The following is a 23,755-nucleotide window of genomic DNA, read 5'->3' as shown; positions in this document are numbered from 1 at the left end:
CGCATTTTTTCCAGAAGGCTGCGCGAGCATCACCCGTGTTCATCGCTCAAAAGCGCGAAACACCCTCTGGACGTTGCACACGGAACCATGCCGCATACATCGCAGGCAAAGCCAGCAAGGTCAGCGCCGTAGCGACGATCAACCCACCCATGATGGCCACAGCCATCGGCCCCCAAAACACACTGCGAGACAGCGGCACCATCGCCAAGACGGCTGCCGCCGCGGTCAACACAATGGGGCGGAACCTACGCACCGCAGACTCGACAATCGCCGACCAAGCCGGCACACCTCGCGCACGGTCTTGCTCGATCTGATCAATCAGGATCACCGAATTGCGCATGATCATGCCCATCAGGGCCACAACGCCCAGCAACGCAACAAAGCCAAACGGTTTGTTGAACAAAAGCAAGGCCGCCGCCACGCCGGCAATACCCAAGGGCCCCGTCAAAAAGACCAACATCGAGCGAGAAAAACTCTGCAACTGCAGCATCAACAGGGTGAAGGTGATGAAAAGCATGATGGGCACACCCGCAGCAATCGAGCCTTGCCCTTTGCTGCTTTCCTCAACAGCACCGGCCACCGAGATGTCATAACCCGGCGGCATCTTGGCCTTCAGTGCCTGCAGTTGTGGCCACACCTGCGCGCTGACGGTCGCACCCTGCATGCCTTCGGTCACGTCACCCTGGACTGTCACGGCATAGCTGCGCCCATGCCGGGCCAAGACGCCGGGTTCCCAGTCGAAGCCAACCTTGGCAATCTGCGTCAGGGGCACGGAGCGCCCCGTACTGATCATGACATAGGCATTGCCGATATCGGTGATGGAGTTGCGCTCTTCAAGCGGTGGGCGCAACACGATGTCGACCAACTTATCGCCTTCACGGTACTGCCCAACCGTGAGGCCAGAGAACATGGTCCGTGAGGCTTGCGCCAAGCTCTGGCTGGTCACGCCCAAGGCGCGCGCCTTGTCTTGATCCACTTCCAGCTTCAGCACCTTGATCGGTTCGCGCCAGTTGTCATTCACCCCACGCATATGGGGGTTGGCACGGAGAATCTCCAAGGCTTGGTCCGCCCAGCGGCGCACCTCCTCCACTTTTTCGCCCGACACCCGGAACTGAACCGGATAAGCGACCGGCGGCCCATTTGGCAGCAGCTTGACACGCGCCCGCACCTCAGGGAACTGCTCTGCCAGCAAGACCGGCAGTCGCTTGCGTAAAGCCTCGCGCTCCTCCATGCCTTTGGGCAGAACAATGGCCTGGCTCACCGCCGGATCGGGAAACACCACATCCATGGGCAAGTAAAAACGCGGCACACCGCTGCCGATCCAAGTGCTGACCGTCGAGACACCGGCTTCCTTCAGCATGCTGGCCTCAAAGCGCTCAGCGATAGCCCGACTCTGCTGAATTGTGGAGCCCTCGGGCAAGGTCATGTCGACCAGGATCTCTGGACGGCTGGAGTCAGGGAAGAACTGCTGCTGCACCCGCGTCATGCCGAACAAGCCGAGCCCAAACACCAGAACGGTCGCCCCAATCGTCAACCAGCGATGGGTGACGCACCAACGCACGATCGCCCTGAAGCGGTTGTAAAACGGGGTGTCGAACAGCTCGTGCGCGTGAGGCTCATCACTGGACCTGGTGCGCAAGAGCAAAGAGCCGAGATAGGGAACAAAGTAGACCGAGACCACCCACGAAATCATCAGAGCCGCCGCCGTCACAGCGAAGATGGCAAAGGTGTATTCACCGGTCACCGATTTGGCCAGCCCGATCGGCAAGAAGCCGACCGCTGTGATCAGTGTGCCGGTCAGCATGGGCATGGCCGTCGCTTCATAAGCGTAGGTCGCCGCATGCATCTTGTCACTGCCCTCTTCCAGCTTGCGCACCATCATCTCCACGGCAATGATGGCGTCATCCACCAACAAGCCCAGGGCAATGATCAAGGACCCCAATGAGATCTTGTGCAGCCCCACCCCCCAATAGAACATGGTGGTGAAGGTGATGGCCAGGACCAGGGGGATGGTGATGCCGACCACCAGACCGGGCCAGATATCAATCCGCAAAGGGCGCGTGTGCAGGCCCAAGGAAATGAAGCTGACCAGCAGCACAATCACCACGGCCTCGATCAGCACCTGAACAAACTCATTGACCGAGCGCGTCACAGCCTTGGGCTGGTCCTGGACTTGCGTCAACTCAATGCCAGCAGGCAGGGTTTTGCGGATGTTCTGAGCAGCGACTTGCAGCGCTTTGCCCATGGCGACAATGTCGCCGCCCTTGGCCATCGACACCCCCAGGGCAATGACATCCTTGCCCTGATGCCGCACCATGATCGAAGGCGGATCCGCATAGCCGCGGCGGACCTCGGCAATATCAGACAGACGCAGAAAACTGGCCTGGCCTGTCGTTGGGTTGATGGCACGAATCGAGAAGTCCTGCAAGGCTTGGACCGAGTTGAATTGCCCTCCAATACGAATCTGCAAACTCCCCGACCCCGCATCGAGAACGCCGCCGCCCTCCACCGCGTTCTGTGCGCCCAATTGGTTGATCACCTGACCCAGATCCAAACCCAGCGAAGCCAAGCGCTTTTGAGACACCTCAATGAATACTTTTTCGGCTTGCGCACCAAAGGTCTCGACCTTGCTGACGTCGGGCACCTTCAACAACTGCGAACGCACGCGCACCGAATACTCGCGCAACTCTTCCGGCGAGAAACCGTCCGCGGACAAGGCAAAAATCGAGCCATAGACATCGCCGAAGTCGTCATTGAAAACGGGGCCATACACGCCTTGCGGCAATGTGGCTCGCATGTCTCCCAGACGTTTTCGAACCTGATACCAGACCTCGGGCACATCCTTGGCGGCCGAACTGTCCTTCAACTGAAACACGGTCAAGGATTCGCCCGGCTTGGTGCTGCTCAAGATCTTGTCACCCAGCGGCACCTCTTGCAGGGTCTTCTCAATCTTGTCGGTGACCTGCTCGGCCATCTGCTGAGCGGTTGCGCCAGGCCAAAAAGCCTGCACCACCATCACCCGGAAGGTAAATGGCGGATCCTCATCCTGCCCCAGTTGAAAATAAGCAGCGAAGCCCATCAACATCAGGACGACCATCAAGTAACGCGTCAGCGCCGGATGCTCCAGCGCCCAGCGAGACACATTGAACCGACCGCCGCCCTCGGGCTTTCCCAGATTGATGCTCATGCTCGCTCCGCGCTCAATGAGACGCAGCCGCTGCCGCGGGCTTGGCGGAACTGGCGGCACGCGGCGTACTGGCGCCGTCTTGATATCGCTTCACCTTCAGGCCCTGCTTAAGCACATGAACGCCTGCGACCACCACCTCCTGACCCGGGCTCAGGCCGCCTGCAATCACGACCTGATTGCCATCGGCGCCAGCCACTTGCACGACTTGCATCTTCAATGTCATCTGCGTCGGATCCAAGAGCCAGACGGTGTTCTGCCCCTGCTGCTGTAAAACCGCCGACAGCGGCAACTTGATCACCTGCTCCTGGCGCGGCGCCTCGACCACCACCGTGGCCGTTTGGCCCAGCCGGGCCGACAAAAGGCCGGCATCGGCCTTGAGCAAAAAGGTGCGCGTGATCGGATCGGCGGCGGCGGACACCTCCCGCAAGCTGACCGGCTGCGCCGATGCCGCATCCGCCGCCCACAGCCGGGCCTTGAGCGCACCGGGCTTGGTCGCCAAGGCTTGCACCGCCCCCAACTGATCCTCAGGTACCGAGAACACCACATCCCGAGGCCCATCCAGGGCGACGCGCACAATCGGCGTGCCCGCAGCGACCACCATGCCCGGCTCTGCGTCTACGCCGGTCACTACCCCCGCCACGTCAGCCAGCAGTTGGGCGTAGCCAGCCTGATTGCCTTGCGCATTGGCCTGCGCCCTGGCCTGCTCCAATTGCGCCTGGGCGGTCTTGAACGCAGTCTCCCGGCGCTCCAATTCAGCCGCGCTGATGAAACCCTGCTCACGCAAGTCAATGAAACGCTTGAAATCTGCCCCCAATTGGTCGCGGTTGGCGCGCGCCGCCAACACGCCAGCCCGCGCCGCTTCTTGCGCCAGCATCAAGTCCTGCGGATCCAATTGCGCCAACAGCTGCCCCGGCTTGACCCTGTCCCCCACATTGACCTTGCGCGCCAAGATCTTGCCGCCAACGCGAAAGGACAAGCGCGATTCAGTACGCGCCCGCACCTCGGCGGCATACTCATGGGTCATGCCCGCGGAATCGGCCTTCAAGACCAGGGTTCTGACCGCACGCTCGGGCTCCGGCGCGGCTTCTTGCCGGCCACAAGCCGACAACAGGACCAGCAAAGGGGCCCAAACAAGGGCTCGATATCGATTTCTATGCATGGGAAACCCTGAAAACATCTGCGCCACGGGCCACTGAAACCCTTCAATGCACCCTTCGGCGAGCATGCAGCAACGCCTGAGTATTCGTTACTGACCAATCGGTCAGTAATGTATGCAAGGCGTTAGGCGCTGTCAATTCCAGCGCCGACCACAGCCTCGCACAAACAGCACTTCTCAGTGCACCGAAAAACCACCCGGAAGCGCAGCAAGTTCATCGCTTGATGTCCGTGCAGATCATCAATGAAGCAAAGTCCGCCCACAATGCCGTCCGTGAGCATCGAACACTACGAGAACTTTCCTGTCGCCTCATGGCTCTGCCCCAAGCACCTGCGGCCCGCCATCACAGCCCTCTACCACTTCGCCCGCACCGCTGACGATCTGGCCGACGAGGGCGACGTGACGACCGCGCAACGCCAATTGGATTTGCGAGCATACCGCCAAGACTTGCGTGCCATCACGGCTGGAGCCCAGGCCTCCGAGCGCTGGGCCCGCCAGGTATTCACACCTCTGGCCGGCGTACTTCGGGACTTCAATCTGCCCGTGGTCTTGCTGCACGATCTGCTGGACGCCTTTGAGCAGGATCTACATAAAACCAGCTATGCCGACCGAGGGGAATTACTCGACTACTGCCGGCGATCCGCCAACCCCGTGGGGCGCCTGCTCTTGCACCTGTATGGCATCGACGACGACTTGGCCCTGCAGCGCTCCGACGCGATCTGCAGCGCCCTGCAGCTGATCAATTTTTGGCAGGATTTCAGTCGTGACGGCCCTCAAGGCCGCGTGTACGTGCCCCAGTCCGACTTGCTTCGCTACGGGCTCAGCTCGACGGAGTTGCAGGCTTGCCATGACAGCCCGGCCGCCCGCAAGCTGATCCAAGATTTATGCGACTGGGCCGAAGCCTTGATGCGGTCCGGCGCCCCGCTGGTACACCAGATCCCCGGTCGTGCCGGCTGGGAATTGCGCCTTGTGGTTCAAGGAGGGCTGCGAATTGTTGAGAGAATCCGCGCCATGCAATATGCCAGCCTCATCCACCGTCCTGCCCTGAGCGCCATCGATATGCCGACCATGCTCTGGGGCGCGATTCGCATGAGCGCAAAACAGAACCCAGAGGAGAGTTTGTGAGTCCCGAGCAGTATGTGCAGGACAAGGCGGCCAAGAGTGGCTCCAGTTTCTACTACGCCTTTTTGTTCCTGCCGGCGCCACGCCGCGCGGCCATTACCGCCTTTTACGCCTTTTGCCGCGAGGTCGACGATGTAGTGGACGAGATTGCTGACCTGGGTGTGGCATCGACCAAATTGGCCTGGTGGCGCAAAGAAGCCAGCTCGGCTTTTGCTGGGCAGCCACAACACCCGGTGATGCGGGCCTTGATGCCGCATGTCAGCACCTACGACATCCGGCTGGAGCATCTGCACGCCGTGATCGACGGCTGCCAGATGGATCTGGAGCAAACCCGCTATCTGGACTACCCGGGTCTGCAGCGCTATTGCCACTTGGTCGCAGGCGTGGTGGGCGAAGTGGCGTCCTCCATTTTTGGCCGCAGCGAGCCTGACACCATCGCCTATGCCCACAAACTGGGCTTGGCCATGCAGCTGACAAATATCATCCGAGACGTCGGCGATGACGCCCGCCGCGGGCGCATTTATCTGCCCATCTCAGAGCTGCAACAGTTCGATGTGAAGGCCCATGAAATCCTGCGCCGCCAAAGCCCCTGGGGATACAGCGAGCGTTTCACCGCCCTGATGAAGTTCCAGGCGGAGCGGGCTCACCGTCTGTATGACGAGGCCTTTGCCTTGCTGCCCGAGGCCGACCGGGTCGCGCAAAAGCCTGGGCTGATGATGGCGAATATCTACCGCGCCTTGCTGCGCGAAATCGAAGCCGAAGGCTTTAGGGTCTTGGAACAGCGCATTGCCTTGACGCCCTTGCGCAAGCTGTGGATCGCGATGCGCACCAACTGGGCCGGCCGTTGAGCCTGGCGACTCGCCCGGCAACAAGTCAGGTGGCCGTGGTCGGCGCAGGCTGGGCCGGCGTGGCTGCAGCCGTGGATTTGTGTGCCGCCGGCCATCGGGTCACGGTTTTTGAAATGGCCCAGCACTTGGGTGGCCGCGCACGCAGCTTGCATGAAGGCAGGTCCGAACACCCACTGGACAACGGCCAGCACATCCTGATTGGCGCCTACACCGAATGCTTGGCGCTGATGCAGCGCCTAGGCGTTGATCTCGACGCAGCGCTGCTGCGCTTGCCACTGCGCCTGCGCTACCCTCGCCACGAAGGCTTGCGACTGCCTCCTGGGCCACCTTTGCTCAGTTTTGCCCGCGCGGTCTTGGCCTACAAAGCCTGGCCGCTGGCCGTGCGTTTGCGCCTGTTGCTTGAGGCGACGGTCTGGCTGGGCCGGGGCTTTCGTTGCGCACCGGAACTCAGCGTCGCGCAGCTGTGCGCAGGATTGCCCGAGGTGGTGAAGCACGAGTTGCTGGATCCCTTGTGCGTGGCCGCATTGAATACACCAGCCCAGCGGGCCAGCGCGCAGGTCTTCTTGCGCGTGCTGCACGACGCCTTGTTCAGTGGCCGAGGCAGTGCCGACTTGTTGCTGCCGCGACAAGGCTTGAGCGCATTGATGGCGGCTCCCGCACAGCAGTGGCTGCACGCCCAAGGTGCGAACATCCACACGGGCGCACGCGTCAGCGCGATCGAGCGCGCAGGGCGCGGCTGGCGCTTGCAGGTGCAAGGCTCGGCGCTCGCCGAGGACGCCCGCTTCGACCAGATTGTTTTGGCCTGCAGTTCCACACAGGCGGCCCAGTTGTGCGCCGAACTTGCCCCTGCTTGGGCGCAGACGGCGCGAGCCTTGCGCTTTGAGCCCATCATCACCGTGTATCTGCTGGCCCCTGGCTCCCGCCTGCCCGCGCCCATGGTGGCGCTCGCTGAAAGCGCAAACGCCCCGGCCCAGTTCGCGTTTGACCTCGGCCAACTGGGACATGCCCCCGGCCTGTTTGCTTTTGTGATCAGTGGCGCGACCGCTTGGGTGGACTTGGGACTGGCCGAAACAGGCGCCATGACCCTCGAACAAGCGCGTCACGAGTTCGTTTGGGCCAGCGAACCCCAGGTACACCGGGTTCTTGCCGAAAAGCGCGCCACCTTCGCCTGCACGCCGGGTCTGCAGCGCCCCGGAGCCAAGGTTGCCGAGGGCTTGTGGGCCGCCGGTGATTACATCGAAGGCCCCTACCCGGCCACGCTGGAGGGCGCCGTGCGGGCCGGGCGGGCCGCCGCCAAAGCTTGCATCACGGCCAGCCGATGAGCTTAGTCATCACAAGCCATCGACCCATCAAGGCAGGCTGAACTTTGGCGCAAACGGAGCGGCCAAAGGCTCCCCGATGAAAACGCCCTGCCCGGGCCAGGCCACGCTGTGCCAATAGGCCTCCAGGGCCGTCACCCCTTGCAGATAGCTGAGCAAGAGAATCTGCGGATGCGGGAACTTCTGGCGATGATTGCAGGGCTCGCTGACCGTTCCATAACTGGCTGTCGCACCGGACTCAAGCCAATCCAGGGCACTCATCTGCCCTTCTGGTGTCGTCGGCTCAAGCAAACCACCAAACGAGGTCAAATGGTCCGCCAGCGCACCCGGCACCCAATCGACACTGGACAAGCCCTCGACCCGGACCAAACCGGTTTGATACAGCAAGGTGCGCTGCAAAGCCGGCAAGGCTGTGCTGGAAACGCGCTTGACCTCAAGACCCAAGGGGCGCAGCTGGGCTTCCGGCGGAAAGAGACTGGCGCGCACATTGCGAGCCGCGTCCGGCGTGCTCGCGAAGTAGGCATTGACCGCAGCAAATCCCGGCAAACTCTGATCGGAAGCAATCCCTCGGTCAATCAAGGCCTGTCCCGCTTCAATACTGCGCGCCGCCAACAGCATGGCCGGACGCATGCCCAAATCAGTGAAAGGCTTGGCTCCCAGATAGGAAAAATACGGGGACACCTTGGACGGTGCGCAGCTTTGCGCGCAAATCTCCGGCTGAAAACCCATCGCCAAAGCCGCCGTGATGGCGTTGCACTCCACCGCGTAGGGCTGCCGCCAAGCCAACGCCAAGGCCTGAACCTGAGGACCCAGCCGCTCTTGGATCTGTTTTTGCAAAGCCGCAAATTCTGCGACTCCCAGGCTGGCGCGCAGCGGCAGCTTGACACGCAGAATGTTCTGCTCCGGAATGCTGCGGCGTTCGGCGTAATACGCACCCACCGCAACCGAGTACGGGTCGGCCGTATTGATCAGCAGACCCAAATCAGCCGCATTCAAGCGTCCCTGCAGCTTGGGCATGCGCAGCCAAGTGGCGGCGGAAGGAGCCAGTGTTGCGCCAACAGCTGGTACGGTCGCGGAAGCCGCGGCGGCGGGCGTGCCTTCCTGCGCTGCGCCAAAAGCCGGCGAGAGCAGCCCCACCATCGCGAGCAACACCAACACCCAGGGGACCAGGCCATTCTTCCGCTCGCCTGATTCATTTCGCGAACCGGAATTCGCCCCGCGTGTTGCGAGATCGAGACCCAGGGGAATCTGTCGAGGATTGAATCTACTTTTCACGATACAAAACAAAACAATCTCCAGCACAATGAAGGCATGAAAAACAAAGAGGATCAAACACCCGCCATCCAGGTTCTGGAACGCATGTTTTCGTTGCTGGACGTCTTGGCCAGCCATCAAGACCCTGTTTCGCTGAAAGACATCAGCGCCAGCACCGGACTCCACCCCTCCACCGCACACCGCATTTTGAATGACCTGGCATTGGGTCGCTTCGTAGACCGGCCCGAAGCGGGGAGCTATCGCCTGGGGATGCGGCTGCTGGAGCTCGGCAATTTGGTCAAGGCACGCCTGGACGTGCGCGATGCGGCGCTGGCCCCAATGCGCGAGCTGCACAAATTCACCCATCAGCCCGTCAATCTTTCGGTTCGCCAAGGCGATGAGATCGTCTACATCGAACGCACCTACAGTGAGCGATCCGGCATGCAGGTGGTTCGGGCCGTGGGCGGCAGAGCGCCGCTGCATCTGACCTCGGTGGGCAAGTTATTCCTCGCCAGCGATGACCCGGTGCGTGTGCGGGCCTATGCGACCCGTACCGGCCTAGCGGGGCACACCCGCAACAGTCTGACCGACATCAATGCGCTGGAGCGCGAAATGGCCTTGGTTCGCCAGCGCGGCGTCGCTCGCGATGATGAGGAGCTTGAGTTGGGCGTGCGCTGCATGGCGGCGGGCATTTATGACGACCAAGCCAAATTGATCGCAGGGCTCTCGATCTCTGCCCCTGCCGATCGCTTGGAAGAGTCCTGGATGCAAAAACTCAAAGAGACAGTGACCCAGATTTCAGCAGCCTTGGGATACCGAGGCTGATCACAGTGCACCATGAAAAAACGCGCTCTTGAGCGCGTTTTTTTGAGATCTAGGCCCCCGGAGCGAACAAGAGCCTCAGCTGGCCACCTTCATCGACGGCTGTGCCAACGCGGAAGGATTGCTGCTGAGCCACTTACGAATGCGCTCCGCATCCCCCATCCGGGAGTACTTTCCGGTGGAATCCAAAAACACCAAGATCAACTTACGGCCCGCCAAGCGCGCCTGCATCACCAAACAACGACCGGCCTCGTTGATGAAACCGGTTTTCTGCAAGCCGATATCCCACGAGGGGCTGCTCAACAAGCCGTTGGTGCTGTGGAAAGCAACCTGCCTGCGCCCGAGTGCGACTTGGTACTCTTTTGAAGTGGACAACTCACGAATCAAGGGGAAACCATGAGCCACCTTGACCAGCGCAGCCAAATCCTTCGCGCTGCTCTGATTGCGGCTGGACAAGCCTGTGGGCTCCACATAGTGGGTGTCATACATGCCCAGCGATTGGGCCTTGCGATTCATGGCCGGAACAAAAGCCTCCAAACCACCCGGGTAGTAGCGACCCAGCGCATTGGCAGCTCGATTCTCGGAGGACATCAAGGCCAAATGCATCATCTCGCCACGCGTGAGCGTCGTGCCGATGCTCAAGCGTGAGCGTGTGCCTTTTTCGGAGTCGATGTCTTCTTCGCTGATGGTCAGCTTTTCGTCCATGGACTGATTGGCTTCCACCACCACCAAGGCCGTCATCAGCTTGGTGATCGAGGCGATTGGCAGCACCGCCTGGGAGTTCTTGGCAAACAAGACTTCGTTGGTGTCTTGGTCAATCACCAGGGCCACACTCGACTTCAAGTCAAGCGGGTCTTTTTCCTCATGGAGACCATACAACTGACCGAAGGTGGGCTTGGCCGCCACAACGGCCGCACCCGCCGAAGCCGCGACCACCACCGCCTTGCGGGTGCTCCGAGCGGCCGGCTTGGCGGCACGGACTTTCTTGCTGGACACCTGTTTAGCGCTACTGGCCTTGGAACTCTTGGCCGACTTGTTCGCAGTTGACGCCAGAGCGTCTGGTGCAATCGCGAGCGAACCCACCAAGCCGAGCGCCGCGCTCAAAGCAATCGATGTCAAAAAAGAGGAAACAGTCTTCAATCCAGGCCCCAGCTACTGAGTTGCAGTGTAGGTTATGTAGAAAATACTAGCAAGATCAAATGCTTAGGTGCGGCTCTTCAAGCTGAACTTCGACTCAGATCAGAACTCCGGCTCCTGATCCTTGAATGGTCACACCGCTGACCCGCCCACACAAGGCAAAAGGGGCCAGCGGCACTTCCCCTCAACCTTGCGCCGCGACTCGCTCTATCTTGCTTTGCAGCTTGTTCAATGCGCTCAAATATGCCTTGGCTGATGCCACCACAATATCCGGATCAGCCCCGACGCCATTGACCACCCGACCCGCTTGCTGCAAACGAACCGTGACTTCGCCTTGCGATTCTGTGCTTCCGCTGGTGATGGCATTGACCGAATAGAGCAACATCTCGGCGCCACTTTGAGCGGCCAACTCAATCGCTCTTAGCACCGCGTCGACGGGACCGTTGCCATCGCTCTCCATGCGATGCTCGACCGCGCCGGCGGCAAAGACCACAGTAGCGTGGGGTCGCTCCCCCATCTCGGAACGCTGAGCCAAGGCAACCAGACGGAAGTGCTCCTGCTCCGCCGTCACCGACTCATCCATCACCAAGGCAATGATGTCTTCATCGAAGATCTCATTCTTGCGGTCAGCCAGATCCTTGAACCGGACGAAAGCCGCATTGACCTCGGCCTCAGACTCCAAAGAGATACCCAGTTCTTGCAGACGTTGCTTAAAGGCATTGCGGCCGCTGAGCTTACCCAGCACGATCTTGTTGGCACTCCAACCCACATCTTCGGCGCGCATGATCTCGTAGGTGTCCCGCGCCTTCAGGACGCCGTCCTGATGGATGCCCGAGGCATGGGCGAAGGCATTGGCGCCCACCACCGCCTTGTTGGGCTGGACCACAAAGCCGGTGGTCTGCGACACCAGGCGCGACGCCGGCACGATTTGCGAGGCATCGATCCGGCAATCGAGTCCAAAGTAGTCGCGACGGGTCTTGACCGCCATCACGACCTCTTCCAGCGAACAGTTACCGGCCCGCTCGCCCAAGCCATTGATGGTGCATTCAATCTGGCGGGCGCCGCCGATCTGAACACCCGCCAAGGAATTGGCCACCGCCATCCCCAAATCGTTATGGCAATGCACCGACCAGATGGCCTGATCGGAGTTGGGCACACGCTCACGCAAGGTCTTGATGAAATTCCCGTACAACTCGGGGATCGCATAGCCAACGGTGTCGGGAATGTTGATGGTGCGGGCCCCCTCCTTGATCACGGCCTCGACAACACGCGCCAAGAATTCAGGGTCGGAGCGGTAGCCGTCCTCGGGCGAGAACTCAATGTCGTCGGTCAAGTTACGCGCAAAACGCACGGCTTGAATCGCCTGCTCCAAAACCTGCTCACGGGTCATACGCAGCTTCTTCTCCATATGGAGTTCGCTGGTGGCAATGAAGGTGTGGATTCGCGAGCGGGCTGCACCCTTCAGCGCTTCGGCTGCGCGAGCGATGTCACGGTCGTTGGCCCTTGCCAGCGAACAAATCGTGCTCTCACGCACAGCGTCGGCAATTGCCTTGACGGCCTCAAAGTCCCCGTTGCTGGATGCAGCAAAACCGGCCTCGATCACATCCACACGCAGTCGTTCCAACTGGCGCGCAATGCGCAGCTTTTCGTCCTTCGTCATCGAAGCGCCGGGCGACTGCTCGCCATCGCGCAAAGTGGTGTCGAAGATGATCAACTGATCAGCCATGGGAATCTCCAAAAAGGCCAGGTTGAAAAACAAAAAAGCCCGCGAAGCACTTGCTTGGCGGGCCTTTGATGCGGAAAGCTCTTGACGTGTGCGATCAGCGGGCCCGAGGCTCGATGGCTAGTAGCAGCGCGGATGCAGTGTGAAACGTCATGGCTTCAATATAGCACGGCAACTTGCACAAACTCAGTGGTGCAAGCCCTTCTCATCGGGCTCGTCCGTCGATGTGGCAATCATGCTGACCGGACGCCCCTTGGCTTTGCGCCAGCCGTAAATGACATAACCCGACAAGGCATAGGCGCAGAAAATCGCAAACAAGCCCAGTGGCGGGTTTTGGCTGATCAGCACGATGGCGAGAGCGATTGCGACCAAGACCACAAAGGGCACGGTGCGACGGGCGCCCACCACTTTGAAGCTATAAAACGGCGCATTGGTCACCATCGACAGGCCCGCAAACAAAGTCAGGCCGAAAGCGGTCCAGACCACCCAAGGCAACTGGGTCACCTGCTTGAAGCCGGCATCGTCAAAAGCCCAGATCATGCCGATCACCACCGCAGCCGCAGCCGGGCTGGGCAGGCCTTGGAAAAAGCGCTTGTCGACCACGCCAATATTGACATTGAAGCGCGCCAACCGAAGCGCCGCGCCCGAGATGTAAACAAAGGACGGAATCCAGCCCAGCTTGCCCATATCCTTGAAAGCCCAGATGTAGACGATCAAAGCGGGCGCGGCACCGAAGCTGACCATATCGGACAAGCTGTCCATTTGCTCACCAAACGCGCTTTGCGCATTGGTCATGCGAGCCACCCGGCCATCCAAGCTGTCCAAGACAGCAGCGCAGAAGATCGAGATACACGCCACTTCAAAGCGGCCGTTCATGGCCATCACGATGGCATAAAAGCCCGAGAACAGCGCCGCCAAGGTGATGGCGTTGGGCAGCACATAAATGCCCTTGCGACGTGGACGAGGGGCTTCCAACACGCCGTCTTCGTCGTCATCCAGCAGTTCTGGACGGGTCTTGTTTTTGGAATCACTCATGGGCGGGAGGATACAACAGGCCGGCAAGAAAAAAGCCGCGCAGCTGCTGGCTGCGCGGCTTTGGAGGCTCAGTTCAAAAATCAGTTCTTGGACTGGTCCACCAGACGGTTCTTCTTGATCCAAGGCATCATCGCGCGCAGCTTCTCACCCACTTGCTCAATCGGGTGCTCAGCGGTCAGGCGACGGCGGCTCAGCAGTGTCGGTGCGCCGGCCTTGTTTTCCAGGATGAAGCTCTTGGCGTATTCGCCGGTCTGGATGTCCTTCAGGCACTGACGCATTGCGTTCTTGGTGGCTTCGGTGACGACGCGTGGGCCGGTCACATACTCACCATACTCGGCGTTATTCGAGATCGAGTAGTTCATATTGGCGATGCCGCCTTCGTAGATCAGGTCCACGATCAGCTTCAGCTCGTGCAAGCACTCGAAGTAGGCCATTTCAGGCGCATAGCCGGCTTCGGTCAGGGTTTCAAAGCCTGCCTTGATCAGCTCCACCGCACCACCGCACAACACCGCCTGCTCACCGAACAGGTCGGTTTCAGTTTCTTCGCGGAAGTTGGTTTCGATGATGCCGGCCTTGCCGCCGCCATTGGCCGAGGCGTAGCTCAGGGCCAGATCACGCGCCTTGCCCGACTTGTCGGCATAGACAGCGATCAGGTGAGGCACGCCGCCGCCCTGGGCGTAGGTGCCGCGCACGGTGTGGCCGGGAGCCTTGGGCGCCACCATCCAAACATCCAGGTCAGCGCGGGGCGTGACTTGACCGTAGTGCACGTTGAAGCCGTGAGCGAAGGCCAAAGAAGCGCCCCGCTTGATATTGGGCTCGACTTCGTTCTTGTAGACATCGGCGATTTGCTCGTCAGGCAGCAAGATCATGACCACGTCGGCAGCCTTCACCGCTTCGGCGATCTCGGCAACCTTCAGGCCGGCGTTCTCAGCCTTGGCCCAGGAGGCGCCGTTACGGCGCAGACCGACGGTGACCTTGACGCCGCTGTCGTTCAGGTTTTGTGCGTGGGCATGGCCTTGTGAGCCGTAGCCGATGATGGTGACGTTCTTGCCCTTGATCAGGCTCAGGTCAGCGTCCTTGTCGTAAAAAACGTTCATGTCGTGCTCCAGGAAAAAACTTGTAGTGGGTTGGTATGTGATGCGGCTTCGTCACGCGCCACGGTCAATCCAAGCGGAGCCCGTGGAACCGGCTTTGCCGGGCCACAGGGCTCGCCCCCTCGAGGGGGAGCGCGAAGCGCTTCGGGGGTGATTCATCAGGCGCGAAGAATGCGCTCACCACGGCCAATGCCGCTAGTTCCAGTGCGCACCGTCTCGAGAATTGAGGCGCGATCAATCGCATCGATGAAGGCATCGAGCTTGGAGGAGTCGCCGGTCAACTCGATGGTGTAGGTCTTCTCGGTCACATCGATGATGCGGCCACGGAAGATGTCGGCGGTGCGCTTCATTTCTTCGCGCTCCTTACCGACGGCACGCACCTTGATCAGCATCAGCTCACGCTCGGTGTAATTGCCTTCGGTGAGGTCCACCACCTTGACCACTTCGATCAAACGATTCAAGTGCTTGGTGATTTGCTCGATCACCTCGTCAGAGCCGGTGGTGACGATGGTCATGCGCGACAGCGAGGGGTCCTCGGTCGGCGCCACGGTCAGGCTCTCAATGTTGTAGCCACGGGCCGAGAACAGCGCCACCACGCGCGACAGCGCGCCCGGCTCGTTCTCGATCAGCAATGCAATGATGTGCTTCATGGGGGTCTCGTCCTTCGCGCTCTTCAAGCCTGCAGCGGTAACTGCAGACTCTTGGCCACGCTATTCGATGGGAGGGATGTCTGGACTATGGTCAAGGCTGAATAAGGCGAATCCGCCAAACCCATCACCCGGCGCGGTAACGCTCGGGCAACAGGCTTGACTTCATCACCTCACAGGTCCTCAGACCCCAGACGCATTTCCGAAATACCCTTGCCCGCCTGGACCATGGGCCAGACGTTCTCGGTCGGATCGGTGCGGATGTCGAGAAAGACCGTGCGGTCCTTCAGGCGAATTGCCTCTTTCAAGGCGCCTTCGACATCGCCGGGCTTTTCCACCAGCAGGCCCACATGGCCATAGGCTTCGGCCAGCTTGACGAAGTCTGGCAGCGCTTCCATATAGCTGTGCGAGTAGCGTTTGCCGTAGTCCAGCTCTTGCCACTGCCGCACCATGCCCAGGTAGCGGTTGTTCAAGGAGACGATCTTGACCGGTGTCTGGTACTGCAGACAGGTCGAGAGCTCTTGAATACACATCTGGATGGAGCCTTCGCCGGTGACGCAGAACACGTCCGACTCGGGCTTGGCCAGCTTGATGCCCATGGCATAGGGCAAGCCCACGCCCATGGTGCCCAGGCCGCCGGAGTTGATCCAGCGGCGCGGTTCTTCAAAGCGGTAGAACTGGGCCGCCCACATCTGGTGCTGCCCCACATCCGAGGTGATGTAGGCGTCACGGTCCTTGGTCAGGTTCCACAAGGTCTCGACCACCATCTGCGGCTTGATCACCTCGCTGGAAGTTTTGTAAGCCAGGCATTCACGGCGGCGCCATTCATTGATCTGGCTCCACCAAGCGTTGATAGAGGCCGAATCGGGCTTGGCTTGCGCTTCCTTGATTTGGAAGATCAATTCCTGCAGCACGTCCTTGACGTCACCGACGATGGGGATGTCAACCCGCACCCGCTTGGAGATCGACGAAGGGTCGATATCCACATGGATGATCTTGCGCTCCACTTGGGCGAAGTGCTTGGGGTTACCGATCACGCGGTCATCAAAACGAGCGCCCACAGCCAGCAACACATCGCAGTGCTGCATGGTCATATTGGCTTCGTAAGTGCCATGCATGCCAAGCATGCCGAGGAACTTGGGGTCGCTGGCGGCGATTGCGCCCAGGCCCATCAAGGTGTTGGTGCAGGGGTAACCCAACAGATTGGCCAGCTCGCGCAACTCGGCCGAGGCTTCACCGAGGATGACGCCGCCGCCCGAGTAAATGTAAGGACGCTTGGCTTGCAAGAGCAATTGCACCGCCTTGCGAATCTGACCTGAGTGTCCCTTGCGCGCCGGGTTGTAGGAGCGCATCTCCACATGACGCGGGTACTCAAAAGCAGTACCCAGCTTGGCCATCGAGACATCCTTGGGGATGTCCACCACCACCGGGCCGGGACGGCCGGTGCGGGCGATGTGGAAGGCCTTTTTCATCGTCATCGCCAGATCACGCACATCCTTCACCAGGAAGTTGTGCTTGACGATGGGGCGGGTAATGCCGACGGTATCGCATTCCTGGAAGGCATCCAGGCCAATGGCGGGCGTCGGCACCTGGCCGGTCACGATCACCATGGGGATGGAATCCATATAGGCAGTGGCAATGCCGGTGATGGCATTGGTCACACCCGGACCCGAGGTCACCAGAGCCACGCCTACATCGCCGGAGGCGCGGGCGTAACCATCGGCGGCATGCACAGCAGCCTGCTCATGGCGCACCAAGACGTGTTGGATGGTTTCTTGTTTGTACAGTGCGTCGTAGATATAGAGCACTGCGCCGCCCGGGTAGCCCCAAAGGTATTGAACACCTTCAGCCTGCAAGCAACGAACCAAGATCTCGGAGCCATTCAGCTCAGAGGAAGAAGAATTACTTTGGGAATGAGGCTGTGCCGCGTGGGCACGCTTGACTTCCGCGCTAGACATGTCCATTTCGAACCTTTGTGAATTTCTCTAACGAAAAACCATTGGTGCTCCTACTCGCACCCTTGTGAGGTGGACTCGGAACCTGCGCGATCAAAGAGATGGTGCCCCGGTCGGGCGGCCAACTTGAGACCAGATGTTCATTGTGCGAAGCAACATTATGCACTGGACTTTGCATGCATTCGGGCAAGCCTTCTAGAGTTCACTCCCACAATGCAATAATTCGCGCTGTTTTGCCTGCATCGGGCCCGTCCCGCACCCTCCTTGGCCACCGACAAAGAACTCAACGATTTTCTACGCACGGTCGACCGACGGGCCTTCAAGCGCACCGCCTATATGGTCCGCGACGACGATACGGCCCTGGACATCGTGCAGGACGCCATGATCAAACTGGCGGAGAAGTACTTCGACCGGCCGGCATCCGAGCTGCCGCTGTTGTTTCAGCGCATCCTTTCCAACGCCACCATGGATTGGTTTCGGCGCAAAAAGGTGCGCAGTGCCGTCATGCAAAACATGTCGGACTTTGAATCGAGCGATCCGGACGGCGACTTCAACCTCTTGGAAATGCTGGAAAGCCAGGACGGCGCGCTGGGCGCACTCAGCGCGGCCGACGAGGTTTCCCGGGCACAGATATTGCAGGTCATTGAATCTGAAGTTGCCGAGCTGCCCGAACGTCAACGGGAAGCCTTCCTGCTGCGTTACTGGGAGGAAATGGACGTCGCAGAGACGGCACTTGTCATGGGCTGCTCGGAAGGCAGTGTAAAAACACACTGTTCTCGGGCCACACACACATTGGCAAAATCACTGAAAGCCAAGGGGATCACGCTATGAATGAGTCATACAAAGCGCAATTCACACAAGACGCACAGTCTCGCCTGAACACCCAGGTGACGCGTTTTGGCCTGCGCGTGGCGGCCGGCTTGAGCGAGCAAAGTGAATCCCTGCCCGAGGGTGTTTCTGAGCGCTTGCGCTTTGCCCGTGAACAAGCCTTGCTGACGGCACGCAACGCGCGCACCGAACAAGTGCAGACCGCATCAAATACGCCTGTATTGAGCGCGGGGCCTTCCCTGGTCCTGGGCAAAGGCGCAACGCCCCGTTGGCAAAAGCTCAGCACCATTTTCCCTCTGCTTTTGCTGGTCTTGGGCATGTGGCTGATCCAGCAAAGCCACTGGTACGAACAAATTCTTGCTGCGGCTGAGTTGGATACGGGCCTGTTGTCCGACAAATTGCCGCCGGCAGCCTACAGCGACCCTGGGTTCAAGGAATACCTCAGCGATGAGCAAGAGTGACCGGTTCTGCATGAAGCTTAGCGTTGGATTGCTGCCAGACATCGAACCCAGCCCCCTTCATCGTTTGAGTTGGCGCTCAGGTCTACTCGCCGCCATTGGACTTGGCTTCGCCTCGGCCGCCTGCGCCCAATCAGAAGCTCAAGCGGCCGACACCGCAGCAAGCGCGGTGACGACGACAGTGCCATCACCCGAGTCTGCTCGGCCTGTTGTGCCGCCCCCCGCGCCCAACCCAACCCGACTGCGACCAGCACCCAACTGGCAAGCGCTGGATGCGGCGCAGCGTCAGATTCTTGCGCCATTGGAGCAAGACTGGAACGGTTTGGATGCCGCTCGGCGCAGCCAATGGCTGGAGGTTGCCGCCCGTTTTTCATCGCTCGCCCCCGAGGACCAGGCGCGCATGCAAGAGCGCATGCGTGATTGGGCGCTACTCAGCCCGGCGCAAAGACAAGAAGCCAGAATCGGATTCCAAGTTGCCAAGAAATTGGACGCGGATACACGCCAAGCCAAGTGGGAAGCCTATCAGGCCCTTCCCCCCGAGCAACGTCAACAACTGGCCGACAAAGCAGCGCTGAAGCAAGAGCAACAACGCCAAAAGCTCACCCCTGCTGCAGCGAGCAAAGTTGCGACTGCGACACCTCAAGTCAAGTCAAACCTTGTCCCCGGGGTCAGCCAGAAGATAGCACCCAAGCCCGTTGCCACCTCTTTGCTGCAAGCTAAACCAGGGGCCACCACAGTTCTGATCACTACAGGGCGTGTGGCGCCGCCTCATCAGCAAGCCGGTGACACGAAAATTCTGGCCCACCCTGAGTTGGTGGACAGCAAAACCCTGCTGCCGAAAAAGCGCAGCGCCGACACGAGTCCGACCAGTTGATGTCCGCCCCCCTCCATCCCTCCTCGGATCAGCCGCTTGAACCCCAACTCGCCTTTCCTGGCCTTGCACGCCGGATGGCCTCCTTCATCTATGAAGGGGTACTGCTGTTTGGCATCGTCTTTATCGCCGGCTATCTGTTTTCAGCCTTGACCCAGCAACGCCACGCCCTGCAGGGTCAGCATGCGCTGCAAGGTTTTCTGTTCATCGTCCTGGCCATCTATTTTTGTTGGTTCTGGACGCATGGCGGCCAAACTGTCGCGATGAAGGCCTGGCATATCCGCGTGGTCGACGTCCATGGTCGAGCCCTCACCCAGGGCCGTGCGCTGGCGCGCTATGTCCTCAGCTGGTTGTGGTTTTTGCCGGCCTTGCTGATCGCCTGGGTGATGGACGTACGGGGGGGCGGAGCCATCTTCGGGTGTCTGTTCTTCGGCGTGTTGGTCTATGCCACTGTGGCCCGCTTTCATCCACAGCGCCAGTTCCTGCATGACGCCCTGTGCGCGACCCGCCTGATCACGCAATTGCCGCCCAAACGATGAGCAATCCCTACAAGGGCCGAACCGGCCTGGATAGGATTTTGAGGGCGGCGGGGTATTCCATAGCCGGACTTCGAGCGGCCTACTCGGGCGAAAGTGCTTTTCGCCAAGAGGTTTGGCTGCTGATCATTGCCACCCCCCTGGCTTTTTGGCTGGGGCAGGACTGGGTTCAAACCACCCTATTGCTTGGCTCGCTAGTATTGGTCTTGATTGTGGAACTCTTGAATTCAGGAATAGAGGCGGCCATCGACCGCGTCTCCTTCGAGATGCATGATCTGTCCAAGCGCGCCAAAGACCTCGCCAGCGCAGCCGTGCTGCTGTCTTTGCTGCTCAGCGCCGGCATCTGGTTGACCGTGTTGTGGCAGCGCTTCGGCGCCACGGCCTGAGCCGCAAGTAGCGGCTCGACCCTCCGATCGGTTTGAGCCTTAGACCGCTTCTTCGTCGGTCTCGCCGGTGCGAATCCGCACCACCTGCTCCACCGGCGTAACGAAGATCTTGCCATCACCGATCTTGCCCGTCTTGGCGGCCTTCAAGATGGCGTCGATGCAGCGCTCCACATCTTCATCCTTGACCACGACCTCAACCTTCACCTTAGGCAAGAAGTCCACCACGTATTCCGCCCCACGGTAGAGCTCGGTATGGCCTTTTTGGCGGCCAAAGCCCTTCACTTCGGTCACGGTCAAACCCGACGCGCCAACCTCGGCCAAGGATTCGCGAACCTCATCCAACTTGAAGGGTTTGATGATGGCGGTGATTTGCTTCATAAAAAAGGCTCCGAAAAGGGTCTGGACTTGGCCGCGATTTAAGCACGGAACTTCGATGTAATCGGATAGCGCCAGTCGCGCCCAAAAGCGCGGTGCGTGATGCGAATGCCGATCGGCGCCTGGCGACGTTTGTATTCATTGATCTTGATCAGCCGGGTGACCCGCTCCACATCGGCCTCGTCAAAACCGGCCGCCACAATCTCCGCCAAGGACTGATCCTCTTCCATATAGCGCGCCAAAATCGCGTCCAAAACTTCGTAGGGCGGCAGGCTGTCCTGATCTTTCTGGTCGGGCCTCAATTCGGCCGAGGGTGGCCGGGTGATGATGCGTTCGGGGATCACCGGCTCGGTGGTGAACACCGAACCATCCAGACGCAGCGTCGGCTGCTCATTGCGCCAACGCGCCAGACGGAACACCAAGGTCTTGGCCACGTCTTTGATGACCGCAAAGCCACCCGCCATATCGCCGTACAAGGTGCAGTAGCCGGTGGCCATTTCACTCTTGTTGCCGGTAGTCAGCACGATGGAGCCAAACTTGTTCGACAAGGCCATCAGCAAAGTGCCACGGATGCGGGCTTGGATGTTCTCCTCGGTCGCATCCAGCGCCAACCCTTTGAATTCATCCGCCAAGCTGGCGTTGAAGGCCTCAAACATGGGCACGATGGACTTTTCGTCGTAACGCACGCCCAGGCGTGCCGCCATTTCGCGAGCATCAATCCAAGAGATGTCGGCGGTATAGGGCGAAGGCATCATGACGGTGCGCACCTTGTCGGCGCCCAAGGCGTCCACGGCCACCGCCAGCACCAAGGCCGAGTCAATGCCGCCCGACAAGCCGATCAAGGCGCCAGGGAAGCCGTTCTTCCCGATGTAGTCGCGTACACCCGTCACCAGCGCCGCCCAGGCCTGCGCTTCCAGGCTGGGCAAAGGCACGATGTGGCCGCTGACACCGCCTGCAGGCTTCAACTCGATCAGCGTCAAATCTTCTTCAAAGACCGGCGCGCGAGCCGCCAACTCGCCTTGCGCATCGAGGGCGAAAGAGGCGCCGTCAAACACCACCTCGTCTTGCCCGCCCACCAAATGGGCATACAGCAGCGGCAAGCCGACGTCGCGAGCGCGCTCCGCCATGCGCTGCTCGCGCTCTTGCACCTTGCCGAGGTGGAAAGGCGAGGCATTCAAGACGCAAAGCACTTGGGCACCCGCAGCCTTGGCGGCACGCGCTGGTTCGTCGAACCAAGCGTCCTCGCAGATCAACAGGCCGAAGCGTTGGCCCTCGACCTCGAATACCACGGGCTCGGCCCCAGCATCGCGGCCCGAGATGAAATAGCGCCGCTCATCAAAGACTTGGTAATTGGGCAACTCGCGCTTGCAATAAGTCTGCAAGACCTGTCCCCCTGCCAGCAATGAGGCCGCATTGAAGCGCGCCGGCACGGCCCAGCTCTTGGACCTAAGATCGCGCTGACCCTGCTCCTGATGCGGATGCCCTACCACCACATGCAAGCCCTCGCAATCCGCCAAGCTTTCAGCGATTCCACGCAAAGCCTCATCGCAGGCCTGCATAAAAGCCGGCCGCAGCAACAGGTCTTCCGGCGGATAGCCGCACAGGCTCAGCTCGGGCGTCAGCAGCAGTCGGGCGCCGGCGGCATGAGCACGGCGACCGAACTCGACAATTTTTTTCGCATTGCCTGCGAGATCACCGACAGTGACGTTGATTTGGGCAAGTGCGGCGATCAAAGGCATGACGTAGAGATGAAGAATCAAAGATGAAAAACAGCTCGGCTGATTATGTCATTCGGGTTCACACCGAGCCGGGCGAGTTGCCGCTGGAAGCCTGGAATGCGCTGCTGGAGAGCCAAGAGGCGCCCAGCCCTTTTATGCGTTTGGAGTATCTGCAAGCCCTGCATGATTCCGGCAGCGCGACGGCCGAGACCGGCTGGCAGCCACAGTTTCTCAGCCTCAGTCGAGGTGATGAGTTAGTCGCCGCCTGCCCGGCCTATCTGAAGAGCCACTCCTACGGCGAGTATGTGTTCGACTGGGCCTGGGCCGATGCCTACCGCCGCCATGGTCTGGCCTATTACCCGAAGCTGCTGGTGGCCGTGCCCTTCACTCCGGTGCCGGGCAGCCGGCTGCTGGCTCAAGATGCCCAGAGCCGCGAGCTGCTTTTACGAGGCCTGCAGGCCTTGGCCAAGCAGCAGGGCTTGTCGTCTGCCCATCTGTTGTTCGGCGACGCTTCAGACCTTGCCGCCGCCAACAGCCAGCATTGGCTGCAACGCAGCGGCGTGCAATTCCATTGGCAAAACCGACATCCCCTGCCCTTCGCGAGTTTTGAGGACTTCCTCGCCGCAATGCAGCGAGACAAGCGCAAGAAGATCCAGCAGGAGCAGCGCCGGGTCGTGGACGCCGGCATTGTTTTTGAAGTCCGTGAAGGCCCTCAAATCACCGAGGCCGACTGGGACTTTTTCTACCACTGCTACCAACTGACCTACCGCGCCCACCACAGCACGCCCTATCTGAGCCGAGAGTTCTTTAGCTTGATGGCGCAGCGCATGGCACCGCACTGGCTGCTCTTCATTGCCAAACGCGGTGAACAGCGCGTCGCCGCTTCATTGATCGCCTTGGACCCGCAGCGGCGCCTGGCCTACGGGCGCTACTGGGGCTGCACCGAGCCGGTGTCTTGTCTGCACTTCGACGCCTGCTACTACCAGCCCTTGGCCTGGTGCATCGACAAGGGTTACGAGCGCTTTGAAGGCGGCGCCCAAGGCGAGCACAAAATGGCGCGCGGGCTGCTGCCGGTGAATACAAGCTCCAGCCACTGGCTGGCTCATCCGGATTTCAGCCATGCAGTGGCTGACTTTTTGGCCCAAGAAGGCCAGGCCATGCGCGGTTATGTGAACGAGCTGGAATCCCATCTACCCTTCAAAGCCACCGAGCAAAGCTCGGCGTGAAATGGGGTGATGTCCCAGGAGGTGGTGTAAGTTTTTGAGCGAGGCGGCCCAGTGAGGG

The 23,755-nt window shown here is 60.3% G+C and carries 21 protein-coding genes; 10 read left to right on the top strand and 11 right to left on the bottom strand.

What is annotated here, in order from left to right:
- Positions 1-46 precede the first annotated feature (46 nt).
- Positions 47-3,187, bottom strand: a complete 3,141-nt coding sequence (locus ACOVRJ_RS02175) for an efflux RND transporter permease subunit (protein ID WP_422042268.1) — start codon at positions 3,185-3,187, stop codon at positions 47-49.
- Between the two features lie 13 nt (positions 3,188-3,200).
- Positions 3,201-4,346 carry an efflux RND transporter periplasmic adaptor subunit gene (locus ACOVRJ_RS02170; RefSeq protein WP_422042267.1) on the bottom strand — a complete coding sequence of 382 codons (1,146 nt, stop codon included), beginning with the start codon at positions 4,344-4,346 and terminating at the stop codon, positions 3,201-3,203.
- Positions 4,347-4,586: 240 nt separating this feature from the next.
- Here ACOVRJ_RS02170 and hpnC point away from each other — a divergent pair, with 240 nt between their 5' ends.
- From hpnC to hpnE, 3 genes are read left to right on the top strand one after another with little or no spacing between them, the layout of a single operon-like run.
- The gene (gene hpnC / locus ACOVRJ_RS02165; RefSeq protein WP_422042266.1) at positions 4,587-5,468 is read left to right on the top strand and encodes a squalene synthase HpnC; all 882 of its coding nucleotides are present in this window, start codon (positions 4,587-4,589) and stop codon (positions 5,466-5,468) included.
- Complete coding sequence (gene hpnD / locus ACOVRJ_RS02160) at positions 5,465-6,313, top strand: presqualene diphosphate synthase HpnD (RefSeq protein ID WP_422042265.1); 849 nt, start codon at positions 5,465-5,467, stop codon at positions 6,311-6,313. Before hpnC ends, hpnD begins: the two co-directional genes overlap by 4 nt.
- On the top strand, positions 6,310-7,635 hold the full coding sequence (gene hpnE, locus ACOVRJ_RS02155) for a hydroxysqualene dehydroxylase HpnE (RefSeq protein ID WP_422042264.1): 1,326 nt from the start codon (positions 6,310-6,312) through the stop codon (positions 7,633-7,635). Before hpnD ends, hpnE begins: the two co-directional genes overlap by 4 nt.
- 27 nt (positions 7,636-7,662) lie before the next feature.
- Here hpnE and ACOVRJ_RS02150 read toward each other — a convergent pair whose 3' ends face one another.
- Positions 7,663-8,790: a TIGR03790 family protein gene (locus tag ACOVRJ_RS02150; protein WP_422042263.1), complete on the bottom strand. Its 1,128-nt coding sequence runs from the start codon at positions 8,788-8,790 to the stop codon at positions 7,663-7,665.
- A gap of 153 nt (positions 8,791-8,943) precedes the next feature.
- Here ACOVRJ_RS02150 and ACOVRJ_RS02145 point away from each other — a divergent pair, with 153 nt between their 5' ends.
- Positions 8,944-9,711: an IclR family transcriptional regulator gene (locus tag ACOVRJ_RS02145; RefSeq protein ID WP_422042262.1), complete on the top strand. Its 768-nt coding sequence runs from the start codon at positions 8,944-8,946 to the stop codon at positions 9,709-9,711.
- 75 nt (positions 9,712-9,786) lie between these two features.
- Here the strand turns inward: ACOVRJ_RS02145 and pbpG are convergent, their stop codons facing one another.
- The 6 genes from pbpG to ACOVRJ_RS02115 form a co-directional block, all read right to left on the bottom strand.
- Complete coding sequence (gene pbpG, locus ACOVRJ_RS02140) at positions 9,787-10,812, bottom strand: D-alanyl-D-alanine endopeptidase (protein WP_422042272.1); 1,026 nt, start codon at positions 10,810-10,812, stop codon at positions 9,787-9,789.
- A gap of 217 nt (positions 10,813-11,029) precedes the next feature.
- Positions 11,030-12,571, bottom strand: a complete 1,542-nt coding sequence (locus ACOVRJ_RS02135) for a 2-isopropylmalate synthase (protein ID WP_422042261.1) — start codon at positions 12,569-12,571, stop codon at positions 11,030-11,032.
- Between the two features lie 183 nt (positions 12,572-12,754).
- On the bottom strand, positions 12,755-13,603 hold the full coding sequence (gene pssA / locus ACOVRJ_RS02130; RefSeq protein WP_422042260.1) for a CDP-diacylglycerol--serine O-phosphatidyltransferase: 849 nt from the start codon (positions 13,601-13,603) through the stop codon (positions 12,755-12,757).
- Positions 13,604-13,683: 80 nt separating this feature from the next.
- Complete coding sequence (gene ilvC / locus ACOVRJ_RS02125) at positions 13,684-14,700, bottom strand: ketol-acid reductoisomerase (RefSeq protein WP_422042259.1); 1,017 nt, start codon at positions 14,698-14,700, stop codon at positions 13,684-13,686.
- Between the two features lie 155 nt (positions 14,701-14,855).
- Positions 14,856-15,347 carry an acetolactate synthase small subunit gene (gene ilvN, locus ACOVRJ_RS02120; protein WP_263539803.1) on the bottom strand — a complete coding sequence of 164 codons (492 nt, stop codon included), beginning with the start codon at positions 15,345-15,347 and terminating at the stop codon, positions 14,856-14,858.
- A gap of 170 nt (positions 15,348-15,517) precedes the next feature.
- A complete protein-coding gene (locus ACOVRJ_RS02115) occupies positions 15,518-17,308 on the bottom strand; it encodes an acetolactate synthase 3 catalytic subunit (protein WP_422042258.1) in 1,791 nt (596 codons plus the stop codon).
- 255 nt (positions 17,309-17,563) lie between these two features.
- On the opposite strand from ACOVRJ_RS02115, the gene ACOVRJ_RS02110 reads away from it, so the two are divergent.
- From ACOVRJ_RS02110 to ACOVRJ_RS02090, 5 genes are read left to right on the top strand one after another with little or no spacing between them, the layout of a single operon-like run.
- Positions 17,564-18,130: an RNA polymerase sigma factor gene (locus ACOVRJ_RS02110; RefSeq protein ID WP_422042257.1), complete on the top strand. Its 567-nt coding sequence runs from the start codon at positions 17,564-17,566 to the stop codon at positions 18,128-18,130.
- Positions 18,127-18,588, top strand: a complete 462-nt coding sequence (locus tag ACOVRJ_RS02105; protein WP_422042256.1) for a DUF3619 family protein — start codon at positions 18,127-18,129, stop codon at positions 18,586-18,588. The genes ACOVRJ_RS02110 and ACOVRJ_RS02105 overlap by 4 nt, the downstream gene beginning before the upstream one ends.
- Positions 18,575-19,459 (top strand): DUF3106 domain-containing protein, encoded by an 885-nt coding sequence (locus ACOVRJ_RS02100; protein WP_422042255.1) that lies wholly within the window; start codon positions 18,575-18,577, stop codon positions 19,457-19,459. The genes ACOVRJ_RS02105 and ACOVRJ_RS02100 overlap by 14 nt, the downstream gene beginning before the upstream one ends.
- On the top strand, positions 19,459-19,995 hold the full coding sequence (locus ACOVRJ_RS02095; RefSeq protein WP_422042254.1) for an RDD family protein: 537 nt from the start codon (positions 19,459-19,461) through the stop codon (positions 19,993-19,995). Before ACOVRJ_RS02100 ends, ACOVRJ_RS02095 begins: the two co-directional genes overlap by 1 nt.
- On the top strand, positions 19,992-20,378 hold the full coding sequence (locus ACOVRJ_RS02090; RefSeq protein ID WP_422042253.1) for a diacylglycerol kinase: 387 nt from the start codon (positions 19,992-19,994) through the stop codon (positions 20,376-20,378). The genes ACOVRJ_RS02095 and ACOVRJ_RS02090 overlap by 4 nt, the downstream gene beginning before the upstream one ends.
- Positions 20,379-20,417: 39 nt before the next feature.
- Here the strand turns inward: ACOVRJ_RS02090 and ACOVRJ_RS02085 are convergent, their stop codons facing one another.
- Positions 20,418-20,756 (bottom strand): P-II family nitrogen regulator, encoded by a 339-nt coding sequence (locus tag ACOVRJ_RS02085; RefSeq protein ID WP_124452671.1) that lies wholly within the window; start codon positions 20,754-20,756, stop codon positions 20,418-20,420.
- Positions 20,757-20,794: 38 nt separating this feature from the next.
- A complete protein-coding gene (locus ACOVRJ_RS02080) occupies positions 20,795-22,492 on the bottom strand; it encodes an NAD+ synthase (RefSeq protein ID WP_422042252.1) in 1,698 nt (565 codons plus the stop codon).
- Between the two features lie 23 nt (positions 22,493-22,515).
- Here ACOVRJ_RS02080 and ACOVRJ_RS02075 point away from each other — a divergent pair, with 23 nt between their 5' ends.
- Complete coding sequence (locus ACOVRJ_RS02075; protein ID WP_422042251.1) at positions 22,516-23,697, top strand: GNAT family N-acetyltransferase; 1,182 nt, start codon at positions 22,516-22,518, stop codon at positions 23,695-23,697.
- Positions 23,698-23,755 lie beyond the last annotated feature (58 nt).

This window comes from Roseateles sp., from assembly GCF_049240545.1.
Taxonomy (GTDB): Bacteria; Pseudomonadota; Gammaproteobacteria; order Burkholderiales; family Burkholderiaceae_C; genus Paucibacter_A.
Note: the sequence above shows the minus strand (reverse complement) of the source record. Positions and strands in the feature narration are given on the sequence as shown.